Here is a 15,413-nt window from a genome sequence, read left to right as displayed (position 1 = left end):
TTTATGGCGGTCTACACCGACGTTGCCGCCGACGAGCTTGCGGATTTCCTGAAGCAATACGATCTCGGCGAATTGCTCTCCTACAAGGGCATCGCCGAGGGCGTCGAAAACACCAACTTCCTGCTGCACACCAGCAAGGGCTCGTTCATCCTCACGCTCTATGAGAAGCGCGTGGCGAAGAACGACCTGCCGTTCTTCCTCGCGCTGATGACGCATCTCGCCGAGCACGGCGTCACCTGCCCGCTGCCGGTGAAGGCCGGGGACGGCCAGGCGCTGCGCGAGTTGTCGGGCCGGCCGGCCGCGATCATCACCTTTCTCGAAGGCGTCTGGCCGCGCAAGCCGAACGCGGCCCATTGCGCCGGCGTCGGCGAGGGGCTTGCCAGGATGCATCTGGCCGGCGCCAATTTTGCGATCAAGCGTGGTAATGCGCTGTCGGTCTCCGGCTGGCGACCGCTGTTCGACGCGGCGGCAAGCCGCGCCGATGAGGTCCAGCCGGGCCTGCATGCGTTTCTCGCCGCCGAGCTCGACTATCTCTCGAGCGGGGTCTGGCCGACTGATCTGCCTGAAGGCGTGATCCACGCCGATCTCTTCAACGACAACGTCTTCTTCCTCGGCGACAAGCTCTCCGGCATCATCGACTTCACCTTCGCCTGCAACGACATGCTGGCCTATGACGTCGCGATCTGCCTGAATGCCTGGTGTTTCGAGCCGGACCATTCGTTCAACGTCACCAAGGCGCGCGCCTTCCTCAATGCCTATGGCCGTGTGCGAAAACTCTCCGAGGCGGAAGAAGCCGCGCTGCCGCTGCTCGCGCGCGGCGCCGCGATCCGCTTCCTGCTGACGCGGCTGGTCGACTGGCTCAACGTGCCCGCGGGTGCGCTGGTCAAGCCCAAGGACCCACTGGAATATTTTCGCAAGCTGCGCTTCCACCAGAGCGTTTCCAGCGCGCGCGATTACGGGCTGATGCCGTCAGGACTGGTCGCGTGAGCGAGCTTCCCGTTGTCACGATCTATACCGACGGCGCCTGCTCGGGAAATCCCGGGCCCGGCGGCTGGGGCGCGATCCTGAAGTTCGGTGACAAGGAAAAAGAGCTGAACGGCGGCGAACGCCACACCACCAACAACCAGATGGAGTTGATGGCCGCGATCTCCGCCCTCGAAGCGCTGAAGAAGCCGTGCACCGTCGACCTCTATACCGACAGCCAGTATGTGCGGCAGGGCATCACCGGCTGGATCCACGGCTGGAAGCGCAACGGCTGGCGCACTGCCGACAAGAAGCCGGTGAAGAATGTCGAGCTATGGCAGCGCCTGGATGCGGCGCTGAAGCAGCACGAGGTCCGCTGGCACTGGGTCAAGGGTCACGCCGGCCATCCCGAGAACGAGCGCGCGGATCAACTCGCCCGGGATGGGATCGTAAAGGCGCGGTTGCAGCAGCGGGTGGGGGAGTAGGGCGTCGACGTCTTCGCGGACGCTGCTACATCCTTAGCCGTCGTCGTCGCCATATTCCCAACTGTCATCGCCCGGCTTGACCGGGCGATCCAGTATTCCAGAGACGGTTGTGATTGAGCCGAGAAGCTTCGGCGTACTGGATGCCCCGCCTTCGCGGGGCATGACAGTGTCATTTGTGGTTGAGAGCGTTGGCCGCCTTACAGCTGCCCCAGCAGCGTATCGCCGCCGGAGACCTCGACCTTGCCGGGCATCGCTTCGAGGTTCAGCTTCTTCACCACGCCGTCCTCGACCAGCATCGAATAGCGCTTGGAGCGGATGCCGAGGCCGTTGCCGGAGGCGTCCAGCTCCATGCCGATCGCCTTGGCGAAGTCGGCATTGCCGTCGGCGAGGAAGATGGCCTCGTCGCGCTGGTCGGTATCGCGCTTCCAGGCGTTCATGACGAAAGCGTCGTTGACGGAGACGATGGCGATGGTGTCGACGCCCTTGTCCTTCATGGCATAGGCGTTGAGGAAGATGCTCGGCAGATGCATCTTGTGGCAGGTGCCGGTGTAGGCGCCGGGCACTGCAAACAGCGCCACTTTCTTGCCCTTGAAGATGTCGTCGGTGGTCTTCACCTGCGGACCTTCGGCCGTCATCACGCGGAATTTCGCCTCGGGCAGCTTGTCGCCAGTCTGGATCGCCATCGTCAGTCTCCCTGAAAATCGGTCCCGCTTTTTAGACCGTGCGGCGGCGCTGCACAACATGGGCGGCGAGGGGCGCGGTCCTTCACCGTTCTGTCATCAGCCGGCAAAACCGCCGCCGTCGAGGAAGGCCTGTTCTTCCTCGGTGGTGGCGCGGTCGAGCAGGCGGTTGCGGTGGGGAAAGCGGCCGAACCGCTGGATGATGTCAGCGTGCTCCCGCGCGTATTTCAGGTTCTCGGCATTGTCGGTGTTCTGAAACAGCGCGACGCAATGCAACTGGTCGGGCAGGTGCTCGGAATGCATGAAGGGCAAATAGAGGAATTCGAGCAGGATGGGATCGATCCTGCGATCGACGCCCCGATCGATTGCGCGGCGGGCGACGTCGCGCGCCGGCGAGTCGCTGGCAAAGGCCTCCGGCGTGCCGCGAAACATGTTGCGGGGAAACTGGTCGAGCGCGATGACGAGCGCGAGCGCGCCCTCGTCGCTTTCTTCCCAGGAGGCCAGCTCGCCGGCGGTCGCCCGCTTCCATAGCGGAAGAAAGCGGCGCCGGATCTCAGCATCGAAAGCGTCGTCGCGCTTGTACCAGGTATCGCGGCCGGCCGCGCGCCAGAAGGCGAGAATGCCGGCCGGCGTCACGTCGCAGGTCTCTGACATCAGCAATAAATGGCCTACGCCGCCTCCGCCTTCTTCTCGTCGCGGAGCTGCCGGCGCAGGATCTTGCCGACATTGGTCTTCGGCAGGTCGGTGCGGAATTCGATGTGCTTCGGCACCTTGTAGCCGGTAAGCTGCTCCTGGCAGAACTTGATCACGGCTTCCGCGGTGAGGTTGGGATCCTTCTTCACCACGAACGCCTTCACCGCCTCGCCCGACTTGGAATCGGGGATGCCGATCACGGCGCATTCGAGCACGCCCGGATTGCTCGCGATCACTTCCTCGATCTCGTTCGGATAGACGTTGAAGCCCGAGACCAGGATCATGTCCTTCTTGCGGTCGACGATCTTGGTGTAGCCCTTCTCGTCCATCACGCCGATGTCGCCGGTGCGGAAATAGCCGTCGGCGGTCATCACCTTGGCGGTCTCTTCCGGCCTGTTCCAGTAGCCCGACATCACCTGCGGGCCCTTGGCGCAGATCTCGCCGGGCTGGCCGAGCGGGACTTCGTTGCCGTCGTCGTCGCGGATCGAGATCCAGGTCGAAGGCACGGGGATGCCGATCGATCCCGAGAACTCGGTCGTGGTCGCGGGATTGCAGGTCAGCGTCGGCGATGTCTCCGACAGGCCGTAGCCTTCGGCGATGAAGCAGCCGGTCACCGCCTTCCACTGCTCGGCGACCGGGCGCTGCACCGCCATGCCGCCGCCGTTCGAGATCTTCAGCTTGGAGAAGTCGAGCTTCTTGAAGTCGGGATGGTGCATCAAGCCGTTGTAGAGCGTGTTCACGGCCGGGAAGCTGTTGACCTGGTACTTCGCCAGCTCCTTGACGAAGCCCGCGATGTCGCGCGGATTGGGGATCAGCAGATTGCAGCCGCCGGCGCGCACCGCGAGCAGGTAGCAGGCCGTCAGCGCGAAGATGTGATAGAGCGGCAGCGCGCAGACGATCATGAGCTGATCGACATGCGGCGGCGCGGCGAGTGCCGGCTGGAGCCAGGCGTCGTTCTGCAGGACGTTGGCGACGATGTTGCGGTGGAGCAGGGTGGCGCCCTTGGAGACGCCGGTGGTGCCGCCGGTATATTGCAGGAAGGCGACGTCGCCCGGCGACAGCTTCGGCTTGTTGAACGTCAGGCCGCGGCCGGCCGATACCGCGTCGTTGAACGACACCGCGCCCGGCAGCGACCACGCCGGCACCATCTTCTTCACGCGGCGCACGACGAGGTTGACGATCACGCCCTTGAAGCCGAGCAGGTCGCCCATGCTGCCGACGATGACATGCTTGACTTGCGTCCTCGCGATCACCTGCTCGACCGTGTGGGCGAAATTCTCCAGCACGATGATGGCTTCGGCGCCGGAATCCTTGAGCTGATGCTCGAGCTCGCGCGGCGTGTAGAGCGGGTTGACGTTGACCACCGCGAAACCGGCGCGCAGCACGGCAGCGGTCGCGACCGGATATTGCAGCACGTTCGGCATCATGATCGCGACGCGAGCGCCGCGCTGCAGGCCGCGGCCCTGCAAATAGGCGGCGAGCGCCAGCGACATCTGGTCGAGGTCGCGATAGCTGATCGCCTTGTCCATGCAGATGAACGCCTTGCGGTCGGCGAACTTGACGAAGCTCTCCTCCAGCAGGTCGACCAGCGATGCGTATTGGGTCGGCTCGATATCAGCAGGCACGCCGGGCGGATATTGCTTGAGCCAGATGCGCTCCATGGAAAACTCCCCTCAATTTACCAGAGCCCGTTGTGTCTCGGGCTTGCCTCATTGCGGCCAGTATCGAGCCTGCCGGAACGGGTGGCAAGCCGGTCGAGGCTTAGGACAAAGGTCCGGGAGTGGCTACTGGAATTGTCGCAAGTCGCTCTGCCGCAGGTGCGAAGTGGGCGCGGCTTGCGAAGGGGGCCGTTAACTGTTGTTGGCAGGCTTGGCGGCGGGCTTGGTCGCGGCCTTGGGCTTGGCGGGCTTGGCTGTCTGATCGCCGCTTGACGCAGGCTTCTCGGCGGGTTTCGCCGCCGCATCATGCTTGGCCGCGGCATGCTTGGTCCCGACCGGCTTCGCCGCGGACTTGGTATCGCTCTTGGCGCCAGGCTTGGCGGCATCCGGCTTTGCCGCCGCCGTCTTGGCATCCGTCGCCTTGGTATCCTTCGGCTTGTCGGCCGCGTCGGGCTTCCTGGCGACGCGCGACTTCTTGCCACGCGGCTTTGGCGTGGCCTGCTGGTCGGCATCGGCCGCGACCGCCGCGATCAGGGCGGTGCCGGTGCGGGTCGGGCCGGTATAGACCAGCACGGGCTCGGCCGCCGCGGGCGCCGTGGCCATCAGCTCGGAGGCCTTCATCAGGGGCGGCTGAAGGCCCGCGGTGAAGAAGGTCACCTGGGCTTCGCCGCCGGTGGCGGAGGCCGATCCGGACGTGCCGCCATTGGTGGCGATCAGTGCGTCGTCATCGTCGCTGGCCGGCCGCTTGCGATGACCGCCGCACATGTCCTCGCGCAGGTTCGGCGGCGAGGCGTCGACCGGCACCAGCCTGTCGACGGTGCCGAGCGAGGGGCGGAGCCAGGTGAGATTGTCCTGGCTGAAGCCGCGCTCGAGCAGCTGCGCCGCCTTCACGGCACGCGCGGTGCCGGAGTTGGCGCCGAGCACGACGGCGATCAGCCGGCGGCCGTTGCGCGTGGCCGACGCCACGAGATTGTAGCCGGAGGCGCAGATGAAGCCGGTCTTGAAACCGTCGGCGCCGGGGTAGCGGCCGATCAACTTGTTGAAATTGCCGGTGACGCGTTTGCCGAAGCGGATCGCCGGGATGTGCACGAAGTATTCGTATTCCGGCAGGTCGCGCAGGAACGAGCGCGCGAGAATGCCGAGGTCGCGCGCGGACGTGATCTGGCCGTCGGCGGGCAGGCCGTTCGGATTGACGTAGCTCGTCTGCGTCATGCCGAGCTTCCGCGCGGTATCGTTCATCATCGCCGAGAAGCCGTCGATCGAGCCGCCGACGCCTTCGGCGAGCACCACCGCCATGTCGTTGGCCGACTTCACCATCATCATCTTCAGCGCGTTGTCGACCGTGAGCTGCGTTCCCGGACGGAACCCCATCTTCGACGGCGATTGCGAAGCCGCCGTCGGCGATACCGTGAGCAGCGTGTCGAGCGTGAGCCTGCCGTCCTTGACCGCCTTCAGCGTCACATAGGCGGTCATGATCTTGGTGACGGAGGCCGGATACCAGGGAATCGTCGCGTTCTCCGCCTGCAGCACCTTGCCGCTGTCGGCTTCGATCAGCAGCAGTGCTTCGGCGCTCGCCGCGCGCGGCGCAAGCAGCGCGGCGGATGCGAGGGCCGCGGCGAACAGGTTGAACAGGGACTTGCGAAGCAGCGGGCGAAGGGCGTGCACTATCCGATTCCGGTCCTTGGAGACCCGCCGGTTCCGGTCGGCTCTCGTGATCTGATGGTCGGTTCTGAAGTCCGGCGCCGCCGCTTGCGGCGTCGCAAACTTATACCGGCTCGTGCGTCGAGAATAGGGGTTTGGGCCGGGTATTCCGCGATGAAATAGGCCGAATTTCGACGATGCTATGGGGACTTGACCGCAGTCGCCGCAGCCTCAGCGGCCGTCACGCTGGCCCGCGCATTTTCCTGAACCATGAACTGGGCCCTGGCGAGTTCGGCAAAATGGCCGCCTTTGGCCACGAGTTCATCGAAAGTTCCGCTTTCGATCACGCGGCCGTTCTCGAACACCAGGATCCGCGTGGCATTGCGGATGGTCGAGAGACGGTGGGCGATCACGAACGTGGTGCGCCCCTTCATCACTTCGTCGAGAGCGGCGTTCACCTTGGCCTCGGTGACGGCGTCGAGCGCGCTGGTGGCCTCGTCCAGGATCAGGATCGGCGGATCCTTCAGCAGCGCGCGGGCGATCGACAGCCGCTGCCGCTCGCCGCCGGAGAGCATGCGGCCGCGCTCGCCGGCATTGGTCTCGAAGCCGCCGCTGCGCTCGATGAATTCGAGCGCCTGCGCGCGCTCGGCGGCCTTGCGCATCTCGGCTTCGGTCGCATCCGGTTTGCCGACGCGCAGATTGTCCTCGATCGAGCGGTTGAACAGCAGCGCTTCCTGGAACACGACGCCGATGTTTCGCCGCAGCGACGTCAGCGTCACGCCACGCACGTCCATGCCGTCGATCCTGATGAAACCGGACTGCGGATCGAAGGCGCGATGCAACAGCGCGATCGCGGTCGACTTGCCGGCGCCGGTCGGGCCGACCAGCGCGATGGTCTGGCCGGGCAGCGCGGTGAAGGAGAGGTCCTCGATTGCCGGCCGCTTGCCGTCATAGGAGAAGGTGACGTCATTGAATTCGACGAGGCCGGAGAGCCGCCCCGCATCGATCGCGTCTGGGCGGTCGTGCACCGCGGGCACCGCGTCGAGCACGTTGAAGAATTCGCGCAGGCGCGGGGCTTCCATGAACACGTTGTTGATGAAGCTCACGACCTGTTCGAGCTTCTGGATCAGCATCGTCGCGAAGCTCACGAACATCACGATCTCGCCGACCGAGGTGAGCCCCTGGTCGTGCAGGGCGATGCCGAGCGAGAAGATCGCGAGCACCGTGATGGTGGTGGAGGCGCGGGTGATGACGGTGACGAGCGCCCACCAGGACAGCACCGGCATCTGCGCGGCGAGCAGCTCGTCGGCGACGGAGCGCAGTCCCTTCACTTCGGATTCGACACGGACAAAACTCTGCACCAGGGCGACATTGCCGAGCGCGTCGGAGGCTCGCGCGGAGAGCTCGCTATATCGCTCCTCGACTGCCATCTGCATGCCGAAGGTCTTGCGTACGACGAAGGTGGTCAGCACGGTGAAGACGATGCAGAGCACGAACAGCAGGATCGCGAGCCGCCAGTTCAGGTAGAGCGACAGCGGCAGCAGCACCACGACCGACAGGATCGCGGCAAAGTGCTCGCGGAAGAAGCCGAGCCACAACCGCCACAGCGCGTCGGTGCCGTTGAGCATCACCTTCATCAGCCGGCCCGAATGGGTGCCTGAGTGGAAGGTCAGCGGCAGTTGCAGAATATGCTCGAAATAGTCGGTCAGCACCGCCTGACGTTGGCGATGCGACAGCCGGTCGGCCTGCAGCGCCACGAGCGCGCTGCAGCCGATCGTGAACAGCCCGAACGCCACCCAGGCCAGCAGGAACGGCCAGGCCGAGTTCGATCCGGCGACCGTCTTGCCGGAGAGCACGTCGACGATCCGGCCGAACAGCACGGGTTCCGCGAACTGCGAGGCCGCGAGCAGGAGATTGGCAAACGCCAGCAACCAGCCCAGCCGCGCCTCCTTGCCGAGCAGTTCGAGAACGCGGGTGTAGAGGCGGAGGATGGACATGCGGTGGACGAACTCGAGCGGACGAAACGGTGTGAGCCCACATTCTAATCAGGGATCGCCGGTGAGATACAGCGGAAGCTGCGGGTTTTGCTCAGTTGATCAACCGTCCCGCGATCGGCGGCAGGAACCGGTCGTCGAAGATATCGCCCGCCGCCGGCCGCTTCCGGAATTTGAAATCCTGCGCGATCTGGTCGATCGAGCGGTCCAGGCGCGCCGGGTCGATGCCGCCGAGGCCGTTGCGCTTGACCTCGTCGGTCAGGATGTTGTCGATGAGCACGCTGCGCAGGCGTTCCCGCTCGAGATCGCGGTCGCCGTCGTCGATCCGGCTCGTGGCTTCGTCCGCCGCGCGGGCCGGCTCTTTGATGGTCGCGTTGACGCCGGCGATCAATGCGCGGACGAATCCCTTCACGGCGTCGGGCTTCGTGGCGGCGAAAGCGGGGTTGGCCACCACGGCGAAGCCGTAGGCCTCGCAGCCATAGTCGGCATAGCGGAGTACCACGAGATCGCCGCCGGGCACGCCGCGGTCGCGCAGATTCACCGCAGAGAGATAGCTGAAGCCGGCGACCGCATCGACCTGGCCCGCGGAGAGGATCGGCTCGCGGACCGCGGCGCTGATCTTGTGGAATTTCACTTGCGACGCGTTGATGCCGTTCTGCTGCGCCAGCGCCGGCCACAGCCGCATCGACAGATCGCCGTCGGCGACGCCGACGGTCTTGCCGTCGAGGTCGGGCAGCAAGTGAATGCCGCGGCTCCTGCGCGCGACGATCGCGTAAGGCGCGCGATTGAACAGCACGAACACGGCTTTGACCGGCGCGGCATCGTCCTTGTCGCGAAAGCGGATCAGCTCGTTGATGTCGACGAGTGCGAGCTCGCTGTCGCCCTTGGCGACGCGCGCAAGCGCCTCCGGCGATCCGGTTGCGCTCTTGAAGGACACGTTGAGACGCTCGGTACCGAAATTGCCGTCCTTCGCGGCGAGGAAGAACGGCGCCATGCTCGCATCGACGGGACGATCGAATGTGAAGTGGATGGCAGTGGACGGCGCAGCAGTCTCGGCCGCGCTGACGTCGCGTGCAGCCAGCGCGGCAAGCGGGATTGCAATGGCCAGCAGGCCGCGAAGGGCGATCGTCTTGAATGCAAACATCAGTCGCGCCGGTCCCGCATTGTTGTGGTTTCGTGACGCTCGCAGCGCCGGCCGGCGACGAGCCTGCGCGCGCCAACATGAACGGCGGATGAGCGGGGGTTGCGTCATGATCACGCAACCCCGTTCAGCTTCTGTTGGGGTTGGGGAACCCAACATGGGATGCGGGTGTTTGAACGACATGAGCCTGTCGTCAGGCACCATTCGAGGTCCCAAGGAGGGTCCAGGACATGTTTGACCGATTCTCGAGATTTGCCGGCCGCAAGGCCGTCCTTGCCACCGCCGCGGTGCTGGCGCTGACCGCGGTCGCCCCGACTGCCTCATACGCAGGCGGCCGCCACTGGCATGGCGGTGGCGGTGGTGCTGCGGCTGCCGCGGCCTTTGCCGGCATCATCGGCACCGGCCTTGCGATCGCTGCGACCCGTGACGCCTACGCTTATGACTACGGTCCGGGTCCGGGTTATGGCTATTACGGCGGCCCTGCCTATTACAGTGGCCCCGCCTACGGTCCTTACTACGGCCCGGGCCCGAACTACCAATATCAGCGCTATGGCGGCTCGGCTCCGTCGGAGCTCTGTGGCCAGGGCTACATGCAGAACTGCTACTAGCCTTGGCTACCAAGTCCCCGGCTACCAAGTCTTGACCACAACGGGCCGTCGCGCTTGCCGCGGCGGCCTGTTTTTCGCTTTTAACCCTGCGCGTTAACGCGCTCGCCATTGGTTTAGGGTAGTTTTGAGCACCATGAGTGATTCGCTTGAGCGGCTATATCTGGCTGTGCTCGCGGCCAAGGATCTTGATCCGGCAACATCGCGTACCGCCCGGCTGTTTCAGCGTGGGCCGTCCAAAATGGCGAAGAAACTGGCCGAAGAAGCCATTGAGGTCGTCATTGACGCGGTCAATGGCGATAGCGAGGCCGTGATCCGGGAAAGCGCCGACCTGCTCTACAATCTCACGGTGCTCTGGGCCTCGGCCGGCGTGCGCCCGGAGGATGTCTGGCGCGAAATGGCGCGGCGGGAAGACATGCTCGGCATTGCCGAGAAGCTGCCGAAGTCGCCGATGAAGCTGCCCAAAGTCGCGTCACCGCGCGTTGCGGCCAGGCGGCCAATTGTCGCGCTGGAAGGGCGCGTCTCGCGCAAGCGCCACTAAAACGCGGTGAAACCGGCGCAAAGCGTCATCGCGCTTTAGGTTGTTGTTTGCGCGTGATCTTTCGGAAAACCGCGACACACTGTTCCGGATCAGGCCAAATCGTCACAAAACTCGCGATGGACAAATCCGTCCCATGGTGCTTCATCGCGGCGCCATGCTGAAACGTATCTACGACTGGTGCATCGACGCCGCCCACAAGCCCTACGCGCTCTGGATCATGGGAGCCGTGGCTTTCGCAGAAAGCTCGTTCTTTCCGGTCCCGCCGGATGTGATGCTGATCCCGATGTCGCTGGCGCGCCCGCAGCGCGCCTGGGTCTATGCCGCGATCTGCACCGTCACCTCGGTGCTCGGCGGCCTGCTCGGCTACGCCATCGGCGCGCTGCTGTTCGACTCGGTCGGTCATTGGCTGATCCAGGTCTATGGCCTCGGCGACAAGGTCGATGCCTTCCGCGCCTCCTATGCGGAGTGGGGCGCGGTGATCATCCTGCTCAAGGGCCTGACGCCGATCCCCTACAAGCTCGTCACCATCACCTCGGGCTTTGCCGGCTACAATATCGTCCTGTTCATCCTGTGCTCGATCATCGCGCGCGGCGGCCGTTTCTTCATCGTCGCGATCCTGCTCAACCGCTATGGCGACTGGATCCGCGTCAGGATCGAGAAGCATCTCGGGCTCTGGGTGGCGATCGGCGCCGTCGTGCTGGTGCTCGGCTTCGTCGTCGCGGTCAAGCTGATCTAGGGAATGATCCGGACCCGACGGGCCGCGTCAGCACGACGAGTGAAGCCGGTCTCCGCAAAGATCATGTTCGCTCAATAACCCCGCGCTTTGCCGCTGCGCAGGGTTCAGCTACGGTTGCCGTCATGATGGTTCGATCCGGCAATCCGGTCCTCCGACTGGGGACGCTGATATTTGCAGTGCTTTCGCTCCTGCTTGGTGCCGGCGGCACCGGCTGGCCGCAATCCGCGCCGCCGCCCTCGACATCAGCACCTTCATCGTCGCCGGCGCGCGAGGAAAATCCCGGGCTGATCAACGAAATGGGCAAGCTGTTCGACAAGCTGCCCTCGATCCTGCCGCCGATCAAAAGCCCGAGCGAGACCATGAACGATCTGTCGCGGCTGGCGACGCCGTCGGCGATGGTGTCGGGGCGCATGGCCTGCCCCGCCTCGTCGAATGGCGCGCCCGACTGCAAGCAAGCCGCCGACCAGCTCTGCCAGAGCAAGGGCTACAAGGAAGGCAAGAGCCTGAACGCCGATTCCGCGGAAAAATGCTCGGCCAAGGTTCTGATCCCGGGCCGGCAACGCAAACCGGATGACTGCCGCACCGATACCTTCGTCACCAGCGCGCTGTGCCAGAACTGAGCACGTAGCGCCAGCAAAGGAGCGCCCATGAGCCGTACGGAGCAGGACTTCCTCGGACAGCGGGAGATCGCCGACGACACCTACTACGGCGTTCAGACCATCCGCGGGAAGGAGAACTTCCACATCACCGGCATTCCGATGAACCAGGAGCCTTACTTCGTGAAGGCGCTCGGTTACGTCAAGAAGGCTGCCGCGATGGCCAACCGCGACCTTGGCGCGGTCGATGCGAAAGTTGCGGATGCGATCATCCAGGGCTGCGACCGCGTCATCGCCGGCGACATGATGGATCAGTTCGTCACCGACTTCATCCAGGGCGGCGCCGGCACCTCCACCAACATGAACGCCAACGAGGTGATCGCCAATCTCGCGCTGGAATCGCTCGGCTTCAGAAAGGGCGACTACCAGCATGTCAGCCCGAACGACCATGTGAATTACGGCCAGTCGACCAACGACACCTATCCGACCGCGTTCCGGCTGGCACTGATCCTGCGGCTCGAGAGCTACATGACGGCGCTGCGCCAGCTCCAGGAGGCCTTCTTCACCAAGGGCCGCGAGTTCGAGCGCGTGCTGAAGATGGGGCGCACGCATCTTCAGGACGCTGTTCCGATGTCGCTCGGCGCCGAATTCCGCGGCTGGGGCACCACGATCGGCGAGGAGGTCGACCGCATCTCCGAGGCGCGCGCGCTGCTGCGCGAGATCAATCTCGGCGCCACCGCGATCGGCACCTCCGTCACCGCGGCCGTCGGCTATCCAAAACTTGCGGTCCGGCATCTGAGTGCGCTGACCGGCGTCGACTTCATCCTCGCCGGCGATCTCGTCGAGGCGACCTCGGACACCGGCGCCTATGTGCAGCTCTCCGGCGTGCTCAAGCGCACGGCGAGCAAGCTGACGAAAATCTGCAACGACATCCGCCTGCTGGCCTCGGGCCCGCGCGCCGGCTTCAACGAGATCAACCTGCCGCAGCTCCAGCCGGGCTCCTCGATCATGCCGGGCAAGGTCAATCCTGTCATCCCCGAGGTCGTCAACCAGACCAGCTTCCTCGTCATCGGCCTCGACACCACGGTGACGCTCGCCGCAAGTGCCGGCCAGCTTCAGCTCAACGTGATGGAGCCGGTGATCTCGTTCGCGCTGTTCTTCTCGATCCGCACCATGGAGCGCGCGGTCAACAGCCTGCGTGAGAACTGCGTCGTCGGCATCACCGCCAACGAGGAGCACACCCGCAACATGGTGCTGAACTCGTTGGGTATCGTCACGGTGTTGAAGCCGTTGCTCGGCTACAAGCAATGCGCCGAGATCGCGCGCGAGGGCTACAAGAGCGGCAAGTCGCTGCACCAGATCGTGGTGGTCGAACGCAAGCTGCTGACGCAGGAGAAATGGGACGAGATGTTCTCGTTCGAGCGGCTGATCAATCCGGATCTGATTGGGTGATGTCGCCCGCGTTTGCGCAGCGAATTCCGCATGTTGGAATTGCGGTAACGGCGTCCGCCACGGCGTCAAAACGCAATACTTGACAGTGGAAAGATTGCCTTGTTGGTATGGCCTCCAGCTTTCGGTATGCTCGCCACCAAAGGATCGTTTCGCCTATGTCCATGCCTGCCTTGTTCAAGGGACGCCTGTCGATCCCCGTGATCGGTTCGCCGCTCTTCATCATCTCGGTGCCCGATCTCGTGATCGCGCAGTGCAAGGCCGGTGTGGTCGGCTCGTTTCCGTCGCTGAACGCGCGGCCGCCGGAGCTGCTCGACGAATGGCTGGCGCGGATCACCGAAGAGCTCGCGGCCTATGACCGTGCCCATCCCGACAAGCCGTCGGCGCCGTTCGCGGTGAACCAGATCGTGCACAAGTCGAACAACCGGCTCGATCACGACATGCAGCTCTGCGCCAAGTACAAGGTGCCGATGATCATCTCGTCGCTCGGCGCGCGCGAGGAGCTCAATCAAGCGGTGCACGGCTGGGGCGGCATCGTCTTCCACGACGTGATCAACCAGAAGTTCGCCCACAAGGCGATCGAGAAGGGGGCCGATGGCCTGATCCTGGTTGCGGCGGGCGCCGGCGGCCATGCCGGAACGATCTCGCCGCTGGCCTTCGTTGCAGAAACGCGAAAATGGTTCGACGGCCCGATCGCGCTGTCGGGTGCGATCGGCAACGGCAAGGCGATCCGCGCCGCGCGCATCCTCGGCGCAGACTTCGCCTATATCGGCTCGGCCTTCATTGCGACCAAGGAGGCCAACGCGGTCGAGAAATACAAGGAAATGATCGCAGGCTCGACGGCCGACGACATCGTCTACTCCAACCTCTTCACCGGCGTGCACGGCAACTATCTGAAGCCTTCGATCCTCGCGGCCGGCATGGATCCGGAAAACCTCCCGACGTCCGATCCGTCCAAGATGAACTTCGGCACGGATGCCTCCGGCGAGCGCGCCAAGCCGAAGGCCTGGAAGGAGATCTGGGGTTCAGGCCAAGGCATCGGCAGCGTCGACGGCATCATCCCCGCCGCCGATCTGATCGCGCGCTTCAAGAAGGAATATGACGAGGCAATCGATCCGCCGCTGTGAGTTGTTGTCGTCCCGGACAAGCGAAGCGCAGATCCGGGACCCATAACCACAGGGGGTGGTTTGGCGAAGACTCGGAGTTTAGAGTCGTGCGTCACAACTTCTTCCTGGGGTTATGGGTCCCAGCGTTCGCTGGGACGACAGCTTTTGCTGTGCTCCGACCGTCTAAGCCAGCCGAGATATCGTGCAAACATGACCGCCATCTACCGCGTCGACGGCAACAGCGTCGTCACCAGCCCCAATGCTGCCGGTCCGTGGGACCGGCGCATGCAGCACGGCTCGGCGCCGTCTGCGCTGGTCACGTGGGCGGCCGAACGCATTCCGACGCCGGTGCCGATGAATGTTGCGCGCGTCACCATCGACCTGATGCGCCCGGCGCCGGTGGCGCCGCTCACGATCGAGAGCGAGGTTTTGCGCGAGGGGCGCAAGATCCAGCTCTGCGAGATCAAGCTGTTCGCCGACGGTGTTCAGGTCGTCGGTGCCACCGTGCTCAAGATCAAGCGGCAATCGCAGCCGTTGCCGGACGACGTCAGGGAGTTGCCGGTCACGCTGCCGTCGCCCGAGGACTCGCTGGTCGAGGACGGCCATGGCGCGACCAGTCCGTTCGCAGGCATGGTCTCGATGCGCGCCGCGCGCGGCCGCTTCGGCCAGGCCGGGGCCGGCGCGATCTGGTTTCGCCTCGACCATCCGCTGGTCGAGGGCGAAGCGGTCTCGCAGGCGATGCGCGCCGTGGTCGCCGCCGACTTTTCCAACGGCACCGCCTCGACGCTCGACTTCCGCGCCTGGACCTACATCAATGCCGACCTCACCGTGAACCTGTCGCGCCAGCCGGTCGGCGAGTGGGTCTTGCTCGACGGTGAATCCTGGATCGGCCCCGACGGCGCCGGCCTCGCGATGTCGCGGCTCGCGGATCGCCACGGCTATTTCGGCCGCGCGGTGCAGAGTCTGGTGATCGAAAAGCGGTAAGCGTGACGGCAAGCGCCGTGAGCGCTCCTTTGAGCCGATGGAACGGCAGACTTCCGCCGCCGCGGAAGGGATGCCCTGGTCGCGAACCTCTTCTTGTCCGGAGGTCTCTGTTCGACGCCAGCGTCCTGCCAGTTCAGCTGC

The 15,413-nt window shown here is 64.7% G+C and carries 15 protein-coding genes; 9 read left to right on the top strand and 6 right to left on the bottom strand.

Annotated features, from left to right (window positions below; all coding sequences use genetic code 11):
* Positions 1 to 3: 3 nt before the first annotated feature.
* On the top strand, positions 4 to 987 hold the full coding sequence (locus AB7008_RS45720; RefSeq protein ID WP_441260968.1) for a homoserine kinase: 984 nt from the start codon (positions 4 to 6) through the stop codon (positions 985 to 987).
* Positions 984 to 1,448: a ribonuclease HI gene (rnhA, locus tag AB7008_RS45715; protein WP_304491757.1), complete on the top strand. Its 465-nt coding sequence runs from the start codon at positions 984 to 986 to the stop codon at positions 1,446 to 1,448. The genes AB7008_RS45720 and rnhA overlap by 4 nt, the downstream gene beginning before the upstream one ends.
* Positions 1,449 to 1,645: 197 nt before the next feature.
* Here rnhA and AB7008_RS45710 read toward each other — a convergent pair whose 3' ends face one another.
* From AB7008_RS45710 to AB7008_RS45685, 6 genes are all read right to left on the bottom strand, one after another.
* A complete protein-coding gene (locus AB7008_RS45710) occupies positions 1,646 to 2,131 on the bottom strand; it encodes a peroxiredoxin (protein ID WP_007597501.1) in 486 nt (161 codons plus the stop codon).
* Positions 2,132 to 2,227: 96 nt separating this feature from the next.
* The gene (locus AB7008_RS45705) at positions 2,228 to 2,782 is read right to left on the bottom strand and encodes a DUF924 family protein (protein WP_441260967.1); all 555 of its coding nucleotides are present in this window, start codon (positions 2,780 to 2,782) and stop codon (positions 2,228 to 2,230) included.
* A 14-nt stretch (positions 2,783 to 2,796) separates the two neighbouring features.
* The gene (locus AB7008_RS45700; protein WP_014491536.1) at positions 2,797 to 4,482 is read right to left on the bottom strand and encodes a long-chain fatty acid--CoA ligase; all 1,686 of its coding nucleotides are present in this window, start codon (positions 4,480 to 4,482) and stop codon (positions 2,797 to 2,799) included.
* Positions 4,483 to 4,671: 189 nt separating this feature from the next.
* The gene (locus AB7008_RS45695; RefSeq protein ID WP_441260966.1) at positions 4,672 to 6,144 is read right to left on the bottom strand and encodes a D-alanyl-D-alanine carboxypeptidase family protein; all 1,473 of its coding nucleotides are present in this window, start codon (positions 6,142 to 6,144) and stop codon (positions 4,672 to 4,674) included.
* A 176-nt stretch (positions 6,145 to 6,320) separates the two neighbouring features.
* The gene (locus AB7008_RS45690; protein WP_014491538.1) at positions 6,321 to 8,117 is read right to left on the bottom strand and encodes a glucan ABC transporter ATP-binding protein/ permease; all 1,797 of its coding nucleotides are present in this window, start codon (positions 8,115 to 8,117) and stop codon (positions 6,321 to 6,323) included.
* A gap of 91 nt (positions 8,118 to 8,208) precedes the next feature.
* Positions 8,209 to 9,258 carry an ABC transporter substrate-binding protein gene (locus AB7008_RS45685; RefSeq protein WP_441260965.1) on the bottom strand — a complete coding sequence of 350 codons (1,050 nt, stop codon included), beginning with the start codon at positions 9,256 to 9,258 and terminating at the stop codon, positions 8,209 to 8,211.
* Positions 9,259 to 9,485: 227 nt separating this feature from the next.
* Between AB7008_RS45685 and AB7008_RS45680 the strand changes: the two genes are divergently transcribed.
* The 7 genes from AB7008_RS45680 (at position 9,486) to AB7008_RS45650 (ending at position 15,272) form a co-directional block, all read left to right on the top strand.
* Positions 9,486 to 9,863, top strand: a complete 378-nt coding sequence (locus tag AB7008_RS45680; RefSeq protein WP_028159180.1) for a hypothetical protein — start codon at positions 9,486 to 9,488, stop codon at positions 9,861 to 9,863.
* Positions 9,864 to 9,996: 133 nt separating this feature from the next.
* A complete protein-coding gene (hisE, locus tag AB7008_RS45675) occupies positions 9,997 to 10,401 on the top strand; it encodes a phosphoribosyl-ATP diphosphatase (RefSeq protein ID WP_028147364.1) in 405 nt (134 codons plus the stop codon).
* A gap of 133 nt (positions 10,402 to 10,534) precedes the next feature.
* A complete protein-coding gene (locus AB7008_RS45670; protein WP_080669636.1) occupies positions 10,535 to 11,137 on the top strand; it encodes a YqaA family protein in 603 nt (200 codons plus the stop codon).
* Between the two features lie 122 nt (positions 11,138 to 11,259).
* A complete protein-coding gene (locus tag AB7008_RS45665) occupies positions 11,260 to 11,757 on the top strand; it encodes a hypothetical protein (RefSeq protein WP_304491752.1) in 498 nt (165 codons plus the stop codon).
* Between the two features lie 27 nt (positions 11,758 to 11,784).
* Positions 11,785 to 13,185 carry an aspartate ammonia-lyase gene (locus AB7008_RS45660; RefSeq protein WP_248880278.1) on the top strand — a complete coding sequence of 467 codons (1,401 nt, stop codon included), beginning with the start codon at positions 11,785 to 11,787 and terminating at the stop codon, positions 13,183 to 13,185.
* Positions 13,186 to 13,340: 155 nt separating this feature from the next.
* On the top strand, positions 13,341 to 14,309 hold the full coding sequence (locus AB7008_RS45655) for an NAD(P)H-dependent flavin oxidoreductase (protein WP_014491545.1): 969 nt from the start codon (positions 13,341 to 13,343) through the stop codon (positions 14,307 to 14,309).
* 189 nt (positions 14,310 to 14,498) lie between these two features.
* Positions 14,499 to 15,272, top strand: a complete 774-nt coding sequence (locus tag AB7008_RS45650; protein ID WP_304491751.1) for a thioesterase family protein — start codon at positions 14,499 to 14,501, stop codon at positions 15,270 to 15,272.
* Positions 15,273 to 15,413 lie beyond the last annotated feature (141 nt).

It is taken from the genome of Bradyrhizobium sp. 521_C7_N1_3, assembly GCF_052075975.1.
Taxonomy (GTDB): domain Bacteria; phylum Pseudomonadota; class Alphaproteobacteria; order Rhizobiales; family Xanthobacteraceae; genus Bradyrhizobium; species Bradyrhizobium japonicum.
This window is presented reverse-complemented; position numbering and strand designations above follow the sequence as displayed.

Coding starts and splice junctions, on each gene's coding strand:
- AB7008_RS45720 (WP_441260968.1), top strand. CDS start 4: ATGGCGGTCTACACCGACGTTGCCGCCGACGAGCTTGCGGATTTCCTG.
- AB7008_RS45710 (WP_007597501.1), bottom strand. CDS start 2,131: ATGGCGATCCAGACTGGCGACAAGCTGCCCGAGGCGAAATTCCGCGTG.
- AB7008_RS45705 (WP_441260967.1), bottom strand. CDS start 2,782: ATGTCAGAGACCTGCGACGTGACGCCGGCCGGCATTCTCGCCTTCTGG.
- AB7008_RS45700 (WP_014491536.1), bottom strand. CDS start 4,482: ATGGAGCGCATCTGGCTCAAGCAATATCCGCCCGGCGTGCCTGCTGAT.
- AB7008_RS45690 (WP_014491538.1), bottom strand. CDS start 8,117: ATGTCCATCCTCCGCCTCTACACCCGCGTTCTCGAACTGCTCGGCAAG.
- AB7008_RS45685 (WP_441260965.1), bottom strand. CDS start 9,258: ATGTTTGCATTCAAGACGATCGCCCTTCGCGGCCTGCTGGCCATTGCA.
- AB7008_RS45680 (WP_028159180.1), top strand. CDS start 9,486: ATGTTTGACCGATTCTCGAGATTTGCCGGCCGCAAGGCCGTCCTTGCC.
- hisE (WP_028147364.1), top strand. CDS start 9,997: ATGAGTGATTCGCTTGAGCGGCTATATCTGGCTGTGCTCGCGGCCAAG.
- AB7008_RS45670 (WP_080669636.1), top strand. CDS start 10,535: ATGGTGCTTCATCGCGGCGCCATGCTGAAACGTATCTACGACTGGTGC.
- AB7008_RS45665 (WP_304491752.1), top strand. CDS start 11,260: ATGATGGTTCGATCCGGCAATCCGGTCCTCCGACTGGGGACGCTGATA.
- AB7008_RS45660 (WP_248880278.1), top strand. CDS start 11,785: ATGAGCCGTACGGAGCAGGACTTCCTCGGACAGCGGGAGATCGCCGAC.
- AB7008_RS45655 (WP_014491545.1), top strand. CDS start 13,341: ATGTCCATGCCTGCCTTGTTCAAGGGACGCCTGTCGATCCCCGTGATC.
- AB7008_RS45650 (WP_304491751.1), top strand. CDS start 14,499: ATGACCGCCATCTACCGCGTCGACGGCAACAGCGTCGTCACCAGCCCC.